Raw genomic sequence first — 15,990 nt, 5'->3', positions numbered from 1 at the left:
GCCGGTTAACTTTAGCGTTAGCCCTCATGGGAGATTCACTGGCATGAAGCTTTTTGGTTACCTAGCATCAGCCTCGGAGCAGCAGGCCCCCTTGGAGCTTTCCGAGACGACGCTATTGGCCAGTCCCGCAGAGCTCAGGGAAATCGCTGGCTTTTTGCTCCATGCCGCGGAGAGCATGGAACACATGGGTTCAAGCTTCGACCACATGCATCTATCTGACACCTTGCGTCAGTTCGAAAATTCACCAGCGTTCATTGTCGCAGTTGGTGAGTCCGCGCAAGCCGGCTAACCAGTCGTTCAAGGCGGACGGCTTCGCCGCCGCTTAACTCCAGCGTTAGGCGCCGCAAGCTATGACCGATCTCTGGGGCCCAATCTCAGCAAGTGAATGGCGCAGCACGCCGTGTGTCATCGGCCGCCCTGCTACTGAAGCCGACGTTGCCTCCGGCTCCGCAGTGTTCTTCGTACAGGGCGACTCCGCCGCGGCTTCAATGCGTCTTCCTTGCTGTGCCATCCAGTCGCTTGAGAACGGTTCCGAGCAACAAGTTGTCGTTATCCAAGCCGAGCTCGCTAATCAAGACACAATTCTCGGTGTGCGCCCGCTATCAGGTGGCAACGGTATTTGCACCATCGCAGAGGCCCGGTTGCTTCCTGCTGGCTTCGAGTCGTAGGGTGGCGTCTAACATTTCGTTCAAGGCGGACGGCTACGCCGCCGCTTAACTCCAGCGTTAGGTGCTTATGGAGACTCGCGCCACGTTGAATCAAGATGTCATTGCCGAGTGGGCACGGCGTTGTGCAGAGAGCCGGAAGGCTTCTCGCTTGCCTCGCTACTTTCTTATCGCCGCAACCCTCGCCGCATCAGCATTGCCTCTGTTTAGTGTCGTCGCATACTTCCCATATCTGGTCTACGTCGGTGTCATCGCGGTCTTTGCTGCCACAATGTTCCCCGGCGCTGCATTCGCAAGCCTTCGGTGTCCAAACTGCAACAAAGTTTTGATTCCTGTTGGCCAAATCCCGCTAAACCCGATAGATTTTTGTCCGCACTGCAGGTTCTGGCTCATTGATCCACGTGGTCGCGCTGGCACCTAACCACTCATCCAAGCGGACGGCTTCGCCGCCGCTTAATTCAAGCGTTAGGCGCATAGGAGAATTCGTCGATGTTTGATTGGCTATTCCGGAAAGAACCTCGGCAGGTAATAGATGTGCCTCCTTTCCAGTATGGAGACTCATTGACGCTCGATTGGAATGAAGAATGTGAGGGATGGACAAGTGCACTTCCAGAACTCGGGCAAGCAGCGAAAATCTACATTGGGCCTCGCGCCGGTGTAGAGCATCCACTTCCGGAGTCTTGCGCACTCATTGTTATTGTGAGGGAGCGCATCGCGTTGCTCAATGCCGCCGCACTCGGTTACTTGGTCAAAGAGAGCGGCACTTTCGTTCACGAAACATACAAGCATTGCTTGTCTGCCGAGAGTTTCACCCCTACGGGAATCGAAATATTTGAGCACGAGGGTACGCTTGGGGAGTACACCCTAACCTACGACCCGGTATTTGACCCAGGCGCCATCTGGCGAGTTCGCTTTAGGAAGCAACAGGCTACTGAGTGGGGTTTTGATGACTAGCGCGCCTAACAATTCGTTCAAGGCGGGCGGCTTCGCCGCCGCTTAACTCCAGCGTTAGGCGCCAATGGAAACTGAATCGCCAGTCGAACAAATTGATGGATGCGAATACCTTTTTCTGTCCAGCATTTCTGAGCCGGAAGAAAACGGTCTGCTCATCCTCGTGCAAGAGGGGTTGCCGGCGGGTGAGCCAGAAACACTCCAAGTTGGCGCGGGCACCATTACAGGGGTCGTGCCTATCGACGTCACGGCACAGTCTCGCGCTTTCGAGCTGCATTGGCCGCTTTATATCAGCTATGCGGTTCGAAACGAATCCTTCTGCACTTGGGACGAGGATGAGGAGTGGGCGGGCTTCGCGTTTCGAGTCTACACTCGATCCAAATTTCTAGATTTCGTCGCGCGCGGCACCTTTGCTTCCACGGAATATCCCGGACCTTTCAAGCACTACCAAATACTATGTGCCAATCACATCATTGATGTTGCAGCCCAAGAGGCGCCCATTGTTCGCGTAGTTGGCGCCTAACCAATCACCCAAGCGGACGGCTCCGCCGCCGCTTAATTCAAGCGTTAGGGCTCACATGACTGTTGGTGATCGCATCAAGCAGAAGCGCGAAGCACTCGGCTGGAGTCGCACCAGGCTCGCTAAAGAAACAGCCATCCCGTATTCGACTCTTGCCAGCATCGAGAATGGTGATGCACGGTCGTCGGCAAATGTCCCCGCGATCGCTGCCGCGCTTCGTCGCCGGCATAACTACTCGTCCAAGCGGACGCCGTACCGGCGCCGCTTAACTCCAGCATTAGTCGGTAGCTCGTGGTGGTTCTTCGTGTGGTGTGTTTCGCCCAGCTTCGCGCTGGCTTGTCCTCCGTCGCCGCAGCAGCTTTTCGCGCAACGCCGTCGCAAGTCCTCAGCTTTCAGAGCTGGTCGTTTTTGGGGTAGTCGGTTGTTCAAGCTGCGCGCTCGTCGTGGCAGGCCGGCACGCTGTTGCACAGCGATCGCAGCATTGAGTTCCTGGCCGGCGACTTCAAGCGGGCACTGGCCGGTGCCGGGCTGGTGCAGAGCGTCAACCGCCCACATCGCTTGTACTGGCTGTCAATATGCCGATCGTGCCATGCCGGTACCCCTTGTTTGCGTGAGGAGCATTGAAGCAAGATCGGCGGGGTTTTTCTGCAACCTCACTGGACCTCCATGACCACTATCGAGCACGCTGAAACCGATGGGCAGATCGCCGCGACATTCGCCGTCATGCAGCAGCTTCGGCCGCATCTCGAGCAACGCCGGTACGTCCCCATGATTCGCAGCCTCATGGCCAGCGATGGGTTGAGGGTATTGGCGCTGGCTGATGAAGGTGCAGTAAGAGCCGTAGCTGCCTATCGCGTCATGAACATGCTTTATTGCGGAAGGCTGCTCTACATTGATGACCTGGTTTCGGACGGACAGTCGCGTTCGCGAGGCCACGGTGCGCAACTGATCTCTGCGCTCCGGCGCATAGGCCGCGAGCTCGGCTGCAGCGAGATCCAGCTCATTTCGCGCACCACCCGGGAGCAGGCACATCGGTTCTACTTCCGTGAGGGGTTCGAAATCGAGTGCTTTCATTTCCGCACCAAGCTTGAAGTCTGAAAATTCCTTCGAGCCACCCGTGCTTCGCGGGCCGGCTTGATTCGGCGCTGGACAACACCATGCACGCCTATACCACCAGTGTGGACATAGAAGCTCCAGCCGACCTGGTCTGGACATTGCTATCGGACGTGTTGTCGTGGCCGCAGCGGTTGCCGACAGTTACATCAGTTGCGCCGTTGGGCAACACAACGCTTGCGGTCGGTACGCGATTTCACGTTATCCAACCGAAGGTTCGCCCTGCTACATGGGAAGTCACCTGCATCGAGCCCGGCCACAGCTTCACTTGGCGGTCCAGATCATCTGGCCTGACCATGGTTGCAAATCACGTGGTCGATCCCACCGGCCGCTCGAGGTGCAGGCTCTGGCTCGATTTCGCGTTTTGCCGGTGTTCTTGGCCGCTTCGCTACGCTTTTCGCCGGCGCTCTTGCGCAGCGGTATATCGCCATCGAGGGGCAGACGTTCAAGGAACTGGCCGAGGCTGCCCATGGCGGCAGTCTGGCCTAACCATTTGCCACAGTCGGCCGTCATTCCGCTGGGCGGGTTGTCGGCGGTTCCGCTCAGGCGTTGGACACCAGGGGACAGCACTTGGACATTCGCATCGACAACCTGGAAGGTCCCGAGGTCCTCGCGTTGCTCCGCGAGCATCTGGACTCCATAGCGCCCACTGCCCCGGCGGATAGCCGCCATGCGCTCGATCTTGGCGGCCTTCGCGGTCCTGGCATTACCTTTTGGAGCATCTGGGACGGTCCGGTGCTGGCCGGGTTCGGCGCACTCAAGCATCTGACCGAGTCGCACGCCGAGATCAAATCCATGCGCACTGCCGCGTCTCATCTCCGGCAAGGTGTGGCTTCGCGACTGCTGCAGCACATTATTCAAGAGGCAGTAGCGCGCGGCTATTCGAGACTGAGCCTGGAGACAGGGTCAATGGCCTTCTTCGAAGGAGCGCGTCGCTTGTACGCATCATCTGGATTCGTGTCATGTCCACCTTTCGGCAGCTACAAGGCTGACCCCAATAGTGTCTTCATGACCAGGCGGCTACGCGAGCTGGCGTCTGACGATTTCTCAGGCAACCTCCCCGTCAACCCGGGCACATGAGTTTTTCGCCCTGGGCTTTCGGGCTACCGGTGAGGGGAATTTCCTGACGTGGCGTGGTGCCTGCGCGGTGGCGTGCAGCGCATGTCAGACTGCATCCGGACGCGCCGCACGCGCTGCGTGCTGACCGACGACATGCACCGGAGGCACCATGAGCAAAGAGACGACTGCTCCTGAAACGCGAGGCGTCACGGTCCAGCTGTTGGCAAGCATGGACCTGGGCGCGGAAATCGAGGGCATGGCGGGACGCCAGCTGCGCATGCGCAAGGTCACCATCGCACCGGGCGGGGTGTTCGGCCCCGTCCACGACCACCAGGACCGGCCGGGCCTCGTCTATATTCTGCAAGGGACGATCACCGACCATCGCGACGGCATCGCCACCGACTACGGCCCGGGCGCGGGCTGGCCGGAGGACCGGCACACTCTGCACTGGCTCGAGAACCGCGGCACGCTGCCGGCAGTGGAAATCTCCATCGACGTCGTGCGGGAGCAAGCGGACCTGGCCGGCCGCGCCGACGATGCCGGGCGGGCCCGGTGAACACCTCCGATGGAGGGCAACAAGGCGTCGAGCGGATTGCCACGACCTGCCTGCTGCGGGAGGGCGGCATCGTCGTCCGTCCGCTGGCGCCGGGCGACGCGGAACCGCTGTACCGGGCGGTACGCAGCTCGGTGGAGTCGTTGTCGTACTGGCTGCCCTGGTGCCGCCCCAACTACGCGCTGGCGGATGCGGCCGCGTGGGTCGAACACGGCATGGCGAGCTGGGCGGCCGGGTCGGAATTTCCGCTGGGCGTGTTCGATACGGCCGGTGCACTGCTCGGCGGCACCGGCGTGAACCGCATCGACCGCGCCCACGGCGTGGGCAATCTCGGCTACTGGGTGTGCGACGCCGCAAGGAATCGCGGCGTGGCCACGCGCGCCGCCCGCGCAGCTGCCCGGCTGGGCTTCGACGTACTCGGCCTGACGCGGCTGGAGATCGTGGTGCTCCCGCACAACGCCGCCAGCCGGCGGGTGGCGGAGAAGCTCGGTGCGCTGCGCGAGGTGGAGGCGCGCAACCGCGTGCTGTTCCATGGCCGACCCGAGCGCGCGGTGGTCTACTCGCTGATTCCCGACGATCTGGCCGATGGCTGGGCGGACAGCGCCAGGCATGGTGGGCCACGCTAGCAACGCCCTGCTTATGCATCGACTTAACCTGCCGCCGCGCACGCTGGAACGCGAACCCGGTGTCCGGCAGGATGGCGCAGCGCCGCCGCGGCACACCGACTGACCCGCGCCGGGCCCACGCCGCCCGTCCCAAGGAGAACACCCCCACCATGCCGACACCCCGCTCGGACGCCCTGGTCTTTTTCGGCGCCACCGGCGACCTGGCCTACAAGAAGATCTTTCCGGCATTGCAGGCGATGATGCTGCACGACGGGCTGGACCTGCCGATCATCGGCGTGGCGCACTCGGGCTGGAACACCGAGCGGCTGCGCGAACGCGCGCACGACAGCCTGGCGCAGGCAGCGAAGGAGCACGGCGGCGAGGTCGACGAGGCCGCCTTCGCACAGTTGGCGGCGCGCCTGCAGTACGTCGATGGCGACTACAACGACGTGGCCGCGTTCCGGAAGCTGAAGCAGGCGCTGGGCACGGCGCAGCGCCCGCTGCACTACCTGGCGATCCCGCCCAAGCTGTTCGGCGTGGTGGCGAAGAACCTGCAGCAGGCCGGCTGCGCCGAGAACGCGCGAATCGTGGTGGAGAAGCCGTTCGGCCGCGACCTGGCCTCGGCGCAGGCGCTCAACCGCACGCTGCATGCGGTGTTCCCGGAGTCGGCGATCTTCCGCATCGACCACTACCTGGGCAAGGAGCCGGTGCAGAACCTGCTGTACTTCCGCTTCGCCAACACCGTGCTGGAGCCGGTGTGGAACAACCGCTACGTGGACCGCGTGCAGATCACCATGGCCGAGCAGTTCGGCGTGGACGGCCGCGGCGCGTTCTACGAGGGCGTCGGCGCGATCCGCGACGTGCTGCAGAACCACCTGCTGCAGGTGACCTCGCTGCTGGCGATGGACGCGCCGATCGGCGGCGGCCCGGAAGCGCTGCGCGCGGAGAAGCTGCGACTGTTCCGCGCGATGCGCCCGCTCGACCCGGCCGGGGTGGTGCGCGGCCAGTTCAAGGGCTACCGCGAGGTCGACGGCGTGGCCGCCGATTCCAACGTGGAGACCTTCGTGGCGTTGCGCCTGTACATCGACACCTGGCGCTGGGCCGGCGTGCCGTTCTACATCCGCGCCGGCAAGAAGCTGCCAATCACCACCACCCAGGTGATGGTGGACATGAAGACGCCACCGCTGTCGGTGTTCGACGCGATCGGCGCGGGGCAGTCGAACTATTTCCGCTTCCGGCTCAGCCCGGAGGTGATCATCGCCACGGGCATGCGGGTGAAGCAGCCCGGCGAGGAGATGCGTGGGGAGCCGGTGGAGCTGGTCATGCGGCACGACCTGGCGCCGGAGAAATCACCGTATGAGCGCCTGCTCGGCGACGCGATCCGCGGCGACAACGCGCTGTTCACCAGCGACGAATGCGTGGAGGCGGCGTGGGCGGTGGTGGACCGCGTGCTGGCCCACGAAGGCGCGGTGGATGTCTACGAGCCGGGCAGCTGGGGCCCGGCCGGAGCCGACCGCATCGCGGGCGACGAAGGCTGGCACGAGCCGCGAGCGGAGGAGGGCAAGCCATGCTGAACCACCCTGCCGCCGAAGCCGCCGCGGTGGTGTTCCTGCTCGACGTGGACAACACCCTGCTCGACAACGACCGCTTCGGCGCCGACCTCGGCGCCACCCTGGAGGCGGCCTTCGGCGCCGGCGAACGCGCGCGCTACTGGACGATCTATGAGGAGCTGCGCGAGCAGTGCGGCTTCGCCGACTACCTGGGCGCGCTGCAGCGCTTCCGCACCGGCCTGGACAACGACCCGTCGCTGCTGCAGATGTCCGGCTACCTGCTGGAGTATCCGTTCGCCGACCGCCTGTACCCACATGCGCTGGAGACGGTGACGCACCTGCGCACGCTGGGGCCCACCGCGATCCTGTCCGACGGCGACGTGGTGTTCCAGCCGCGCAAGATCCAGCGCGCCGGGCTGTGGGCCGCGCTGCGCGGCGAGGTGCTGGTCTACGTGCACAAGCAGCAGATGCTGGTGGCGATGCAGCAACGCTACCCCGCCGCGCACTACGTGATGGTGGACGACAAGCCGCAGGTCCTGGCCGCGATGAAGCAGCACCTGGGCCGCAAGCTCACCACCGTGTTCGTGCGCCAGGGTCACTACGCGGCCGCCAGCGCCGAGGAAACCATCGAACCGGCGCCGGACGTCGCGATTGCGTGCATCGGCGATCTGCGCCGGCGTAAGCTTGAAGACTTCCTGCCGAGCGCGCCCGCGATCAGCCTGCCGGCAGAGTGAACCTACCGCATCGATCGAACCGGAAACACGGAGCAAGCATGAAAGCAACCCGCCAATTGCACGACCTCGGCCAAAGCCTGTGGCTGGACAACATCACTCGCAGCCTGCTCGACGACGGCACGCTGGCGCACTACGTCGCCGAGGACTCGATCACCGGACTGACCTCGAACCCCAGCATCTTCGACGCGGCGATCGGCAACGGCGACGCCTACGACGCCGGCATCCACGCCAAGGCGCTGGCCGGGCTGTCCGGCGAGACGCTGTTCACCGAGCTGGCGCTGGAGGACCTGCGCCGCGCCGCCGACCTGTTCCGCCCGGTGTTCGACGCCACCGGCCAGGTCGACGGCTGGGTCTCGATGGAGGTCTCGCCGCTGCTGGCCGCCGATACCGCCGGCTCGATCGCCGCGGCGCGCCACATCCAGCACCTGGCCCACCGCGAGAACCTGTTCGTAAAGATTCCCGGTACCCCCGAAGGCGTGCCGGCGATCGAGGAGGCGATCTTCCTCGGCATTCCGATCAACGTGACCCTGCTGTTTTCCTGCGCGCAGTACCAGGCCGTGGCCGAGGCGTACCTGCGCGGCATCGAGCGACGCCTGGCCGCCGGGCTGGACCCGCGCGTCGGCTCGGTCGCCTCGCTGTTCGTCAGCCGCTGGGACGTGGCCGCCAACAAGCAGCTGCCGGAGGCCTTGCACAACAAGCTGGGCATCGCGGTGGCCCAGCAGACCTACCGCAGCTACCGCGAGCTGCTGGCCTCCAAGCGCTGGCAGAAACTCGCCGCCGCCGGCGCGCAGACCCAGCGCCTGCTGTGGGCCAGCACCGGTACCAAGGACCCCTCTGCGCCGGACACCCTGTACATCAGCGCGCTGGCCGCGCCGGACACCATCAACACGGTGCCGGAGAAGACCCTGCACGCGTTCGCCGACCACGGCCAGCTGCACGGCGTGCTGTCCGACGACGGCGGCGACGCGGACGCGGTGCTGGCGCAAATCGCCAAGGCCGGCGTGGACATCGACGCGCTGGCGCTGAAGCTGCAGCAGGACGGCGCGGCGGCGTTCGTGACATCGTGGCAGCAGCTGCTGCAGCGGATCGCCGACAAGGCCAGCGTGCTGGACAAGGAATCCGAGCTGCCATGAGCGAACCACGACTGACCCGCCTGCCCCAGTGGCAGGCGTTGCAACGGCATGCCTACGCGATCGGCCAGCGGCACCTGCGCGAGTGGTTCGCCGCCGACCCGCAGCGTGGCGAGCGCTTCGTGCTGGAAGACGTCGGCCTGTACCTCGATTACTCCAAGCAGCGCGTGGACGCCGATGCACTGGGCCTGCTGCGCGAACTGGCGACGGCGCGCGGCCTGCCGCAGCGGATCGAGGCGATGTTCCGCGGCGAGCGCATAAACACCACCGAGCACCGCGCGGTGCTGCATGTGGCGCTGCGCGCTCCAGCGGGGGAGAAGATCCTGGTCGACGGCCACGACGTGGTGGCGGACGTGCACGCGGTGCTCGACCGCATGGCCGCGTTTGCCGAGCAGGTGCGCAGCGGCGCGTGGCTGGGCCACGGCGGCAAGCGCATCCGCAACGTGGTCAGCATTGGCATCGGCGGCTCGGACCTCGGCCCGGTGATGGCGTACGAAGCGCTGCGCGCGTACAGCCGCCGCGACATGACGTTCCGCTTCGTCTCCAACGTGGACGGCACCGACTTCGCCGAGGCGGTGCACGGCCTGGACGCCGCCGAGACGCTGTTCATCGTCTGCTCGAAAACCTTCACCACACTGGAGACCCTGGCCAACGCGCATGCCGCGCGCGCCTGGAGCGTGGCCGCACTGGGCGACGAGCGCGCGGTGGCGAAGCATTTCGTCGCCGTCTCCACCAACGCCGCCGAAGTCGCTAAGTTCGGTATCGACACCGCCAACATGTTCGGTTTCTGGGACTGGGTGGGCGGGCGCTATTCGATGGACTCGGCGATCGGCCTGTCCACCATGCTGGCCATCGGCCCGGAGCATTTCCACGCGATGCTGGCCGGCTTCCACGCGATGGATGAGCATTTCCGGCATGCGCCGCTGGAGCGCAACCTGCCGGCACTGATGGGCCTGCTGGCGGTGTGGAACAACAACTTCCTCGATGCCGCCAGCGTCGCGGTGCTGCCGTACGAGCAGTACTTGAAGCGCTTCCCGGCCTACCTGCAGCAGCTGACCATGGAGAGCAACGGCAAACGCGTCACCCGCGGCGGCGCGGCGGTGGACTACGCCACCGGGCCGATCTACTGGGGCGAGCCGGGCACCAACGGCCAGCACTCGTTCTACCAGCTGCTGCACCAGGGCACGCGCATCGTGCCGTGCGACTTCATCGGCTTCGGCCAGAGCCTGAACCCCTTGCCCGTACAAGGCGGCGGCGACCAGCACGACCTGCTGCTGGCGAACCTGATCGCCCAGGGCGAGGCGCTGGCGTTCGGCAAAACCGCCGAGGAAGTGCGTGCCGCCGGCACCGATGCGGCGCTGGCCCCGCACCGCACCTTCCCCGGCAACCGTCCCAGCAGCACGATCCTCGCGCAGCGACTGACGCCGCGCGTGCTCGGCACCCTGATCGCACTGTACGAGCACAGCGTGTTCGTGCAGGGCGTGATCTGGGACATCGACTCGTTCGACCAGTGGGGTGTGGAACTGGGCAAGCAGCTGGCCAAGACCACCATCGCCGAGCTGACTGCGAAGGACGAGCCGAAACTTGCCCACGACAGTTCCACCAACGCCCTGATCCGCCGCTACCGCGCGTTGCGTGACGGCCATACCTGACGCGGCCTTCTTGTAGGAGCGCACTTGTGCGCGATGCCTTTCATCGGGAAGCCCAAGAGCATCGCGCACAAGTGCGCTCCTACAGGCATCCGCACGTTCACCGACAATCCTTCGAGAACCCATGAGCCAGAAGATCAGCCCTCTCGCCGGCAAACCGGCGCCGCAATCCATCCTGGTCGACGTGCCGAAACTGCTGGCCGCCTACGCGGACCTGAAACCCGACCCGTCGGTGCCCGCGCAGCGGGTGGCCTTCGGCACCTCCGGCCATCGCGGCAACTCGTTCGAGCGCAGCTTCAACGAGGCGCACATTCTGGCGATCAGCCAGGCGATCTGCGAGTACCGCAAGGGCAAGGGCATCGACGGCCCGCTGTTCATCGGCGCCGACACCCACGCGCTGTCGCAGCCCGCGTTCGAGAACGCGCTGGAGGTGCTGGCGGCGAACGGCGTGCAGGTGATGATTTCCAGCGTCGGCGAGTACACGCCGACGCCGGCGGTGTCGCACGCGATCCTGGTCTATAACAAGGGACGCAGCAGCGGCCTCGCCGACGGCATCGTGATCACGCCCTCGCACAACCCGCCGGACAACGGCGGCTTCAAGTACAACCCGACGAACGGCGGCCCGGCCGACAGCGACATCACCAAGTGGGTGGAGAACCGCGCCAATGCCCTGCTCGAAGGCGGCCTGAAGGACGTGCGGCGGATGCCGTACGCGCAGGCGCGCAAGGCGGCCACCACGCATGAACACGACTATCTCAACAACTACATCGCCGATCTGGCGAACATCGTCGACTTCGACGTGATCCGCGGCGCCGGCGTGCACATGGGCGTGGACCCACTGGGCGGCGCCGGCGTGCACTACTGGGCGCCGATCGCCGAGCGCTACAAGCTCGACCTCACCGTAGTCAGCGAGGCAGTGGACCCGCAGTTCGCCTTCATGAGCGTGGACTGGGACGGCAAGATCCGCATGGACCCCTCGTCGAAATACGCGATGCAGCGGCTGATCGGGTTGAAGGACCGCTACGACGTGGCGTTCGCCTGCGACACCGACCACGACCGCCACGGCATCGTCACCCGCAGCAGCGGGCTGATGGAGCCGAACCACTACCTGTCGGTGCTGGTCGACTACCTGTTCCGCCATCGGCCGCAGTGGGGCGCGCACGCGGCGGTGGGCAAGACCGTGGTCAGCACCGCGCTGCTCGACCGCGTGGCGAAGCGACTGCAGCGCAAGCTCTACGAAGTGCCGGTCGGCTTCAAGTGGTTCGCGCCCGGCCTGTTCGATGGCTCGCTCGGCTTCGGCTGCGAAGAGAGCGCCGGCGCCTCGCTGCTGCGCCGCGACGGTACCGCGTGGGTCACCGACAAGGATGGCCTGGTGCCCGCGCTGCTGTCGGCCGAGATCACCGCACGCGAAGGCAAGGACCCGGGCGAGCTGTATGCACGGCTGACGAACGAACTCGGCAAGCCGTTCGCCAGCCGCGTCGACGCCGCGGCCACGCCGGCGCAGAAGGCGAAGCTGGCGAAACTGTCGCCCGACCAGTTGAAGAGCGACCGGCTGGCCGGCGAGACCATCGAGCAGGTGCTGGACAAGGCGCCCGGCAACGGCGCCGCGATCGGCGGCATCAAGGCGATCACCGCCAGCGGCTGGTTCGCCGCGCGGCCGTCCGGCACCGAGGCGATCTACAAGGTCTACGCCGAAAGCTTCAAGAGCGAGGAACACCTGCAGGCACTGCTGAAGGAGGCCCAGGGCATCGTCGATGCCGCGCTGGCCTGACCTTCGCCATGGTAGGAGCCCGCTCGCGGGCGATGCTCCTGGCCCTTGGAAATCCCGACAAAGAGCATCGCCCGCGAGCGGGCTCCTACGAAACATTCCCTCACACTGGAGAACGCCATGTCCCACGACCTCGACCAGCCATGCATCGACCTGCTGCGCTTTCTGTCGGTGGACATGGTGCAGCACGCGAACAGCGGCCACCCCGGCCTGCCGCTGGGTGCCGCGCCGATGGCGTACGCGCTGTGGACGCACCAGCTGAAGCACAACCCGGCCAATCCGCACTGGCCCGACCGCGACCGCTTCGTGTTGTCCGCCGGCCACGGCTCGGCGCTGCTGTACAGCCTGCTGTTCGCCACCGGCTACGACCTCACGCTGGACGACTTGAAGCAGTTCCGCCAGTGGGGCGGCAGAACGCCGGGGCATCCCGAGTACGGCCACACGCCGGGCGTGGAGATCACCACCGGCCCGCTCGGCCAGGGGCTGGGCAATGCGGTGGGCATGGCGATCGGCGAGGCGCACCTGGCCGCACGCTACAACCGCGACGGTAACACGGTGATCGACCATCGCACCTGGGCCATCGTCAGCGATGGCGACCTGATGGAAGGCGTGGCCAGCGAGGCCGCCTCGCTGGCCGGGCACCTGCAGCTCGGCAAGCTGGTGTGCCTGTACGACGACAACTACGTTACCCTCGCCGCCGGTACCGACATCACCTTCTCAGAGGATCGCGGCAAGCGCTTCGAGGCCTACGGCTGGCAGGTCATCCACGTGGCCGACGGCAACGACCTGACGGCGATCGACGCCGCGCTCGACGCGGCCCGCGCGGACACCACCCGGCCTTCCTTGATCCTGGTGCACACGCACCTCGGCTACGGCTCGCCCGAGCAGGACACGTTCAAGGCGCACGGCTCGCCGCTGGGTGTGGAGGACGTCAGGAAGACGAAGGAGAAGCTGGGCTGGCCGGTCGCACCGGACTTCCTGCTGCCGACGCCGGCGCTCAAGCACCTGCGTGAAGCGCTGGACCGGGGCGCGGAGGCCGAACGCGCCTGGAACAGCCGTATGGACGCCTATACCCATGCGTTTCCGGAGCTGGCGCGCGAACTGCAGGGTCGCCTGGATGGCGCGCTGCCGGTCGGCTGGGACGCGGACATCCCGGTGTTTCCCACCGATGCCAAGGGCCTGGCCACCCGCGTCGCCGGCGGCAAGGTAATGAACGCGATCGCACCGAAACTGCCCGCATTGTGCGGCGGCTCGGCCGATCTCGATCCGTCCACCCACACCGCGCTGAAGGATCTGGGCGACTTCAATCCGCCCCTGCTGCGGGGCGAAGACGGCCAGGGATCCGACGGTGGCGGCTGGAGCTACGCTGGCCGCAACCTGCACTTCGGCGTACGCGAGCACGCGATGGGCGCGATCACGAACGGCCTGGCCGTGCACGGCGGCTTCATCCCCTACGGCGCGACCTTCCTGATCTTCTCCGATTACATGCGCCCGGCGATCCGCCTGGCGGCGCTGATGGGCGCGCATGTGGTGCACGTGTTCACCCACGACAGCGTGGCGCTGGGCGAGGACGGCCCCACCCACCAGCCGGTGGAACAGCTGGCCAGCCTGCGCGCAATCCCCAACCTCAACGTGATCCGCCCCGCCGACGCGAACGAGACCGCGGTGGCCTGGAAGGTGGCGCTGGAAACCAAGCGGCGGCCGGTGCTGCTGGCGCTGACCCGGCAGAACGTGCCCACGCTGGACCGCAGCCGCTACGCCAGCGCCGACGGCCTGCGCCGCGGCGCGTACGTGCTCCACGACGCGCCGGACGGCAAGCCCGCGCTGATCCTGATCGCCAGCGGCTCCGAGGTGGGACTGATCGTCGAAGCCGCCGAAAAACTGCAGGCCGACGGCATCGCCGTGCGCTGCGTGTCGATGCCGAGCTGGGAACTGTTCGACGCCCAGCCGCAGGCCTATCGCGACAGCGTGCTGCCGCCCGATGTCCCGGCGCGGCTGGCGGTGGAACTGGGCACCTCGCAGGGCTGGCACCGCTACGTCGGCCCGCACGGCGATATGCTCGGCATCGACCACTTCGGCGCCTCCGCCCCGGCCGAGGTGCTGCTGCGCGAGTTCGGCTTCACGGTGGACAACGTGGTGGCGCGGGCGACGAAGGTGCTGAACCCGTAAGGTTGCCCGCACGAAACGTGTAGGAGCGCACTCTGTGCGCGATGCTCTTCGTCACGTGACGAAAGGCATCGCGCACAGAGTGCGCTCCTACAACAACCTTCGCGATCGCTCAATTGCGCGACTGCAGTTTCGACAGCAGGCGCAGCAGTTCCAGGTACAGCCAGACCAGGGTGACCACCAGCGCAAACGCGCCGTACCACTCCATGTACTTCGGCGCGCCCTGCTGGGCGCCGGTCTCGATCAGGTCGAAGTCGAGGATCAGGTTGAGCGCGGCGATCACCACCACCACCGCGCTGAACGCGATGCCGATGCCGCTGCTGCCGTTGATGAAGCCGATCGAGTGGCCGAAGAAGCCCATCGCGAAGTTGGCCAGGTACAACAGGAAGATGCCGCCGGTGGCGGCGACGATGCCGAGCTTGAACTTCTCGGTGGCGCGGATCAGCCCGCTGCGGTAGGCCAGCAGCAGCGCGGCCATGGTGCCGAAGGTCAGCCCCACCGCCTGCATCACGATACCGGGGTAGCGCATCTCGAAGATCGCCGACAGCGCACCGATGAACAGGCCTTCGGCCACCGCGTACAGCGGCGCGGTGAACGGCGCCCAGGTCTTCTTGAACACGGTGACCAGGCCCAGCACCAGACCACCGATGGCGCCGCCGAGCACCAGCGGCATCATCGTCGGCAGGCTGTCCGGGCCGGCGAACCGGCTCCAGCTGACCATCGCGCCGACCAGCACCAGGATCAGCAGCAGGCCGGTCTTGTTGACCGTGCCGTTGATCGTCATCGCCTCGTCGCCACGCGTAAAGACGGCGCCGCTAGCCGCGTCGAGGAAGGTGTTCTTGTTGAGCGCCGGATTGCCGCTTTGCATGATCTGCTCCCGTGGTTTGCCCTCATCGTTGCGGCTTTGCCGCCGTCCTGCGCCAATCTGCCGTTACGCTGCCTTGCGCAAACTACGCGACAATGAGGGCCTGTCGAACGCCGCGGAGCCCCGATGAACCCTTCCACCCTGCGCATCGCCACCCGCAAGAGCGCGCTCGCGCTGTGGCAGGCCGAGCACGTCGCGGCGCGGCTGCGCGTCACGCATCCCGGGCTGGCGGTGGAACTGGTGCCCTTGTCCACCCGCGGCGACGAGATCCTCGACCAGCCGCTGGCCACCATCGGCGGCAAGGGGCTGTTCCTGAAGGAGCTGGAGGTGGCGATGCTGGAAGGCCGCGCCGACCTCGCCGTGCATTCGCTGAAGGACGTGCCGGCGCAGCTGGAACCGGGTTTCGTGCTGCCGGCGATGCTGCCGCGCGCGGACGCCGCCGACGCGTTCGTCAGCAACCATTACGCCGACCTCGCCGCGCTGCCGCACGGTGCGCGCGTGGGTACTTCGTCGCTGCGCCGGCAGGCGCAGTTGCGCGCGCTGCGGCCGGATCTGGTGCTGCTCGACCTGCGCGGCAACGTGGGCACGCGGCTGGCCAAGCTCGATGCCGGCGCCTACGACGCGATCGTGCTGGCCTGCGCGGGGCTGGAACTGTCTCTTAT

17 protein-coding genes are annotated in these 15,990 nt (G+C 65.9%); 16 read left to right on the top strand and 1 reads right to left on the bottom strand.

Translation table 11 applies throughout. The features are described from left to right. The 15 genes from UUA_RS17830 to tkt all read left to right on the top strand — a co-directional run. On the top strand, nucleotides 1-289 hold a 289-nt coding region (locus UUA_RS17830; RefSeq protein WP_238533051.1), incomplete at its 5' end, for an Imm32 family immunity protein. Between the two features lie 865 nt (nucleotides 290-1,154). Continuing rightward, a complete protein-coding gene (locus tag UUA_RS19510) occupies nucleotides 1,155-1,619 on the top strand; it encodes a hypothetical protein (RefSeq protein WP_153022952.1) in 465 nt (154 codons plus the stop codon). A gap of 64 nt (nucleotides 1,620-1,683) precedes the next feature. After that, nucleotides 1,684-2,139 carry a hypothetical protein gene (locus UUA_RS17815; protein ID WP_039954461.1) on the top strand — a complete coding sequence of 152 codons (456 nt, stop codon included), beginning with the start codon at nucleotides 1,684-1,686 and terminating at the stop codon, nucleotides 2,137-2,139. A gap of 55 nt (nucleotides 2,140-2,194) precedes the next feature. After that, the gene (locus UUA_RS20340; protein ID WP_155943284.1) at nucleotides 2,195-2,806 is read left to right on the top strand and encodes a helix-turn-helix domain-containing protein; all 612 of its coding nucleotides are present in this window, start codon (nucleotides 2,195-2,197) and stop codon (nucleotides 2,804-2,806) included. Beyond that, nucleotides 2,803-3,234 (top strand): GNAT family N-acetyltransferase, encoded by a 432-nt coding sequence (locus tag UUA_RS17810; protein ID WP_008439452.1) that lies wholly within the window; start codon nucleotides 2,803-2,805, stop codon nucleotides 3,232-3,234. The genes UUA_RS20340 and UUA_RS17810 overlap by 4 nt, the downstream gene beginning before the upstream one ends. A gap of 59 nt (nucleotides 3,235-3,293) precedes the next feature. After that, nucleotides 3,294-3,914 (top strand): SRPBCC family protein, encoded by a 621-nt coding sequence (locus UUA_RS20335; protein ID WP_081491599.1) that lies wholly within the window; start codon nucleotides 3,294-3,296, stop codon nucleotides 3,912-3,914. Nucleotides 3,915-3,984: 70 nt separating this feature from the next. Then, nucleotides 3,985-4,329, top strand: a complete 345-nt coding sequence (locus tag UUA_RS17805; protein ID WP_235605910.1) for a GNAT family N-acetyltransferase — start codon at nucleotides 3,985-3,987, stop codon at nucleotides 4,327-4,329. A 148-nt stretch (nucleotides 4,330-4,477) separates the two neighbouring features. Beyond that, complete coding sequence (locus UUA_RS17800; RefSeq protein ID WP_039954459.1) at nucleotides 4,478-4,864, top strand: cupin domain-containing protein; 387 nt, start codon at nucleotides 4,478-4,480, stop codon at nucleotides 4,862-4,864. After that, nucleotides 4,861-5,487 carry a GNAT family N-acetyltransferase gene (locus UUA_RS17795; RefSeq protein ID WP_008439444.1) on the top strand — a complete coding sequence of 209 codons (627 nt, stop codon included), beginning with the start codon at nucleotides 4,861-4,863 and terminating at the stop codon, nucleotides 5,485-5,487. Before UUA_RS17800 ends, UUA_RS17795 begins: the two co-directional genes overlap by 4 nt. A gap of 149 nt (nucleotides 5,488-5,636) precedes the next feature. Further along, nucleotides 5,637-7,040, top strand: a complete 1,404-nt coding sequence (zwf, locus tag UUA_RS17790; protein WP_008439443.1) for a glucose-6-phosphate dehydrogenase — start codon at nucleotides 5,637-5,639, stop codon at nucleotides 7,038-7,040. Then, nucleotides 7,034-7,750 (top strand): HAD family hydrolase, encoded by a 717-nt coding sequence (locus UUA_RS17785; protein WP_008439442.1) that lies wholly within the window; start codon nucleotides 7,034-7,036, stop codon nucleotides 7,748-7,750. The genes zwf and UUA_RS17785 overlap by 7 nt, the downstream gene beginning before the upstream one ends. 38 nt (nucleotides 7,751-7,788) lie before the next feature. Continuing rightward, nucleotides 7,789-8,883: a transaldolase gene (gene tal / locus UUA_RS17780; RefSeq protein ID WP_039954457.1), complete on the top strand. Its 1,095-nt coding sequence runs from the start codon at nucleotides 7,789-7,791 to the stop codon at nucleotides 8,881-8,883. After that, nucleotides 8,880-10,532, top strand: a complete 1,653-nt coding sequence (gene pgi / locus UUA_RS17775) for a glucose-6-phosphate isomerase (protein ID WP_008439440.1) — start codon at nucleotides 8,880-8,882, stop codon at nucleotides 10,530-10,532. The genes tal and pgi overlap by 4 nt, the downstream gene beginning before the upstream one ends. Before the next feature lie 121 nt (nucleotides 10,533-10,653). Continuing rightward, on the top strand, nucleotides 10,654-12,300 hold the full coding sequence (gene pgm / locus UUA_RS17770; RefSeq protein ID WP_008439438.1) for a phosphoglucomutase (alpha-D-glucose-1,6-bisphosphate-dependent): 1,647 nt from the start codon (nucleotides 10,654-10,656) through the stop codon (nucleotides 12,298-12,300). A 117-nt stretch (nucleotides 12,301-12,417) separates the two neighbouring features. Next, nucleotides 12,418-14,466: a transketolase gene (gene tkt, locus UUA_RS17765; RefSeq protein ID WP_008439433.1), complete on the top strand. Its 2,049-nt coding sequence runs from the start codon at nucleotides 12,418-12,420 to the stop codon at nucleotides 14,464-14,466. 109 nt (nucleotides 14,467-14,575) lie between these two features. On the opposite strand, the gene UUA_RS17760 is transcribed toward tkt, so the two are convergent. After that, nucleotides 14,576-15,331, bottom strand: a complete 756-nt coding sequence (locus UUA_RS17760) for a Bax inhibitor-1/YccA family protein (RefSeq protein WP_008439432.1) — start codon at nucleotides 15,329-15,331, stop codon at nucleotides 14,576-14,578. Nucleotides 15,332-15,454: 123 nt separating this feature from the next. Between UUA_RS17760 and hemC the strand changes: the two genes are divergently transcribed. Continuing rightward, nucleotides 15,455-15,990, top strand: a 536-nt coding sequence (hemC, locus tag UUA_RS17755) for a hydroxymethylbilane synthase (protein WP_008439431.1), incomplete at its 3' end; no start/stop codon positions are given.

It is taken from the genome of Rhodanobacter thiooxydans LCS2, from assembly GCF_000264375.1.
Lineage (GTDB): Bacteria > Pseudomonadota > Gammaproteobacteria > Xanthomonadales > Rhodanobacteraceae > Rhodanobacter > Rhodanobacter thiooxydans.
Note: the sequence above shows the minus strand (reverse complement) of the source record. Positions and strands in the feature narration are given on the sequence as shown.

What these genes read in the sequence shown, in the direction of transcription:
- UUA_RS19510 (WP_153022952.1), top strand. Translation starts at nt 1,155, where the DNA reads ATGTTTGATTGGCTATTCCGGAAAGAACCTCGGCAGGTAATAGATGTG.
- UUA_RS17815 (WP_039954461.1), top strand. Translation starts at nt 1,684, where the DNA reads ATGGAAACTGAATCGCCAGTCGAACAAATTGATGGATGCGAATACCTT.
- UUA_RS20340 (WP_155943284.1), top strand. Translation starts at nt 2,195, where the DNA reads ATGACTGTTGGTGATCGCATCAAGCAGAAGCGCGAAGCACTCGGCTGG.
- UUA_RS17810 (WP_008439452.1), top strand. Translation starts at nt 2,803, where the DNA reads ATGACCACTATCGAGCACGCTGAAACCGATGGGCAGATCGCCGCGACA.
- UUA_RS20335 (WP_081491599.1), top strand. Translation starts at nt 3,294, where the DNA reads ATGCACGCCTATACCACCAGTGTGGACATAGAAGCTCCAGCCGACCTG.
- UUA_RS17800 (WP_039954459.1), top strand. Translation starts at nt 4,478, where the DNA reads ATGAGCAAAGAGACGACTGCTCCTGAAACGCGAGGCGTCACGGTCCAG.
- zwf (WP_008439443.1), top strand. Translation starts at nt 5,637, where the DNA reads ATGCCGACACCCCGCTCGGACGCCCTGGTCTTTTTCGGCGCCACCGGC.
- UUA_RS17785 (WP_008439442.1), top strand. Translation starts at nt 7,034, where the DNA reads ATGCTGAACCACCCTGCCGCCGAAGCCGCCGCGGTGGTGTTCCTGCTC.
- tal (WP_039954457.1), top strand. Translation starts at nt 7,789, where the DNA reads ATGAAAGCAACCCGCCAATTGCACGACCTCGGCCAAAGCCTGTGGCTG.
- pgi (WP_008439440.1), top strand. Translation starts at nt 8,880, where the DNA reads ATGAGCGAACCACGACTGACCCGCCTGCCCCAGTGGCAGGCGTTGCAA.
- pgm (WP_008439438.1), top strand. Translation starts at nt 10,654, where the DNA reads ATGAGCCAGAAGATCAGCCCTCTCGCCGGCAAACCGGCGCCGCAATCC.
- tkt (WP_008439433.1), top strand. Translation starts at nt 12,418, where the DNA reads ATGTCCCACGACCTCGACCAGCCATGCATCGACCTGCTGCGCTTTCTG.
- UUA_RS17760 (WP_008439432.1), bottom strand. Translation starts at nt 15,331, where the DNA reads ATGCAAAGCGGCAATCCGGCGCTCAACAAGAACACCTTCCTCGACGCG.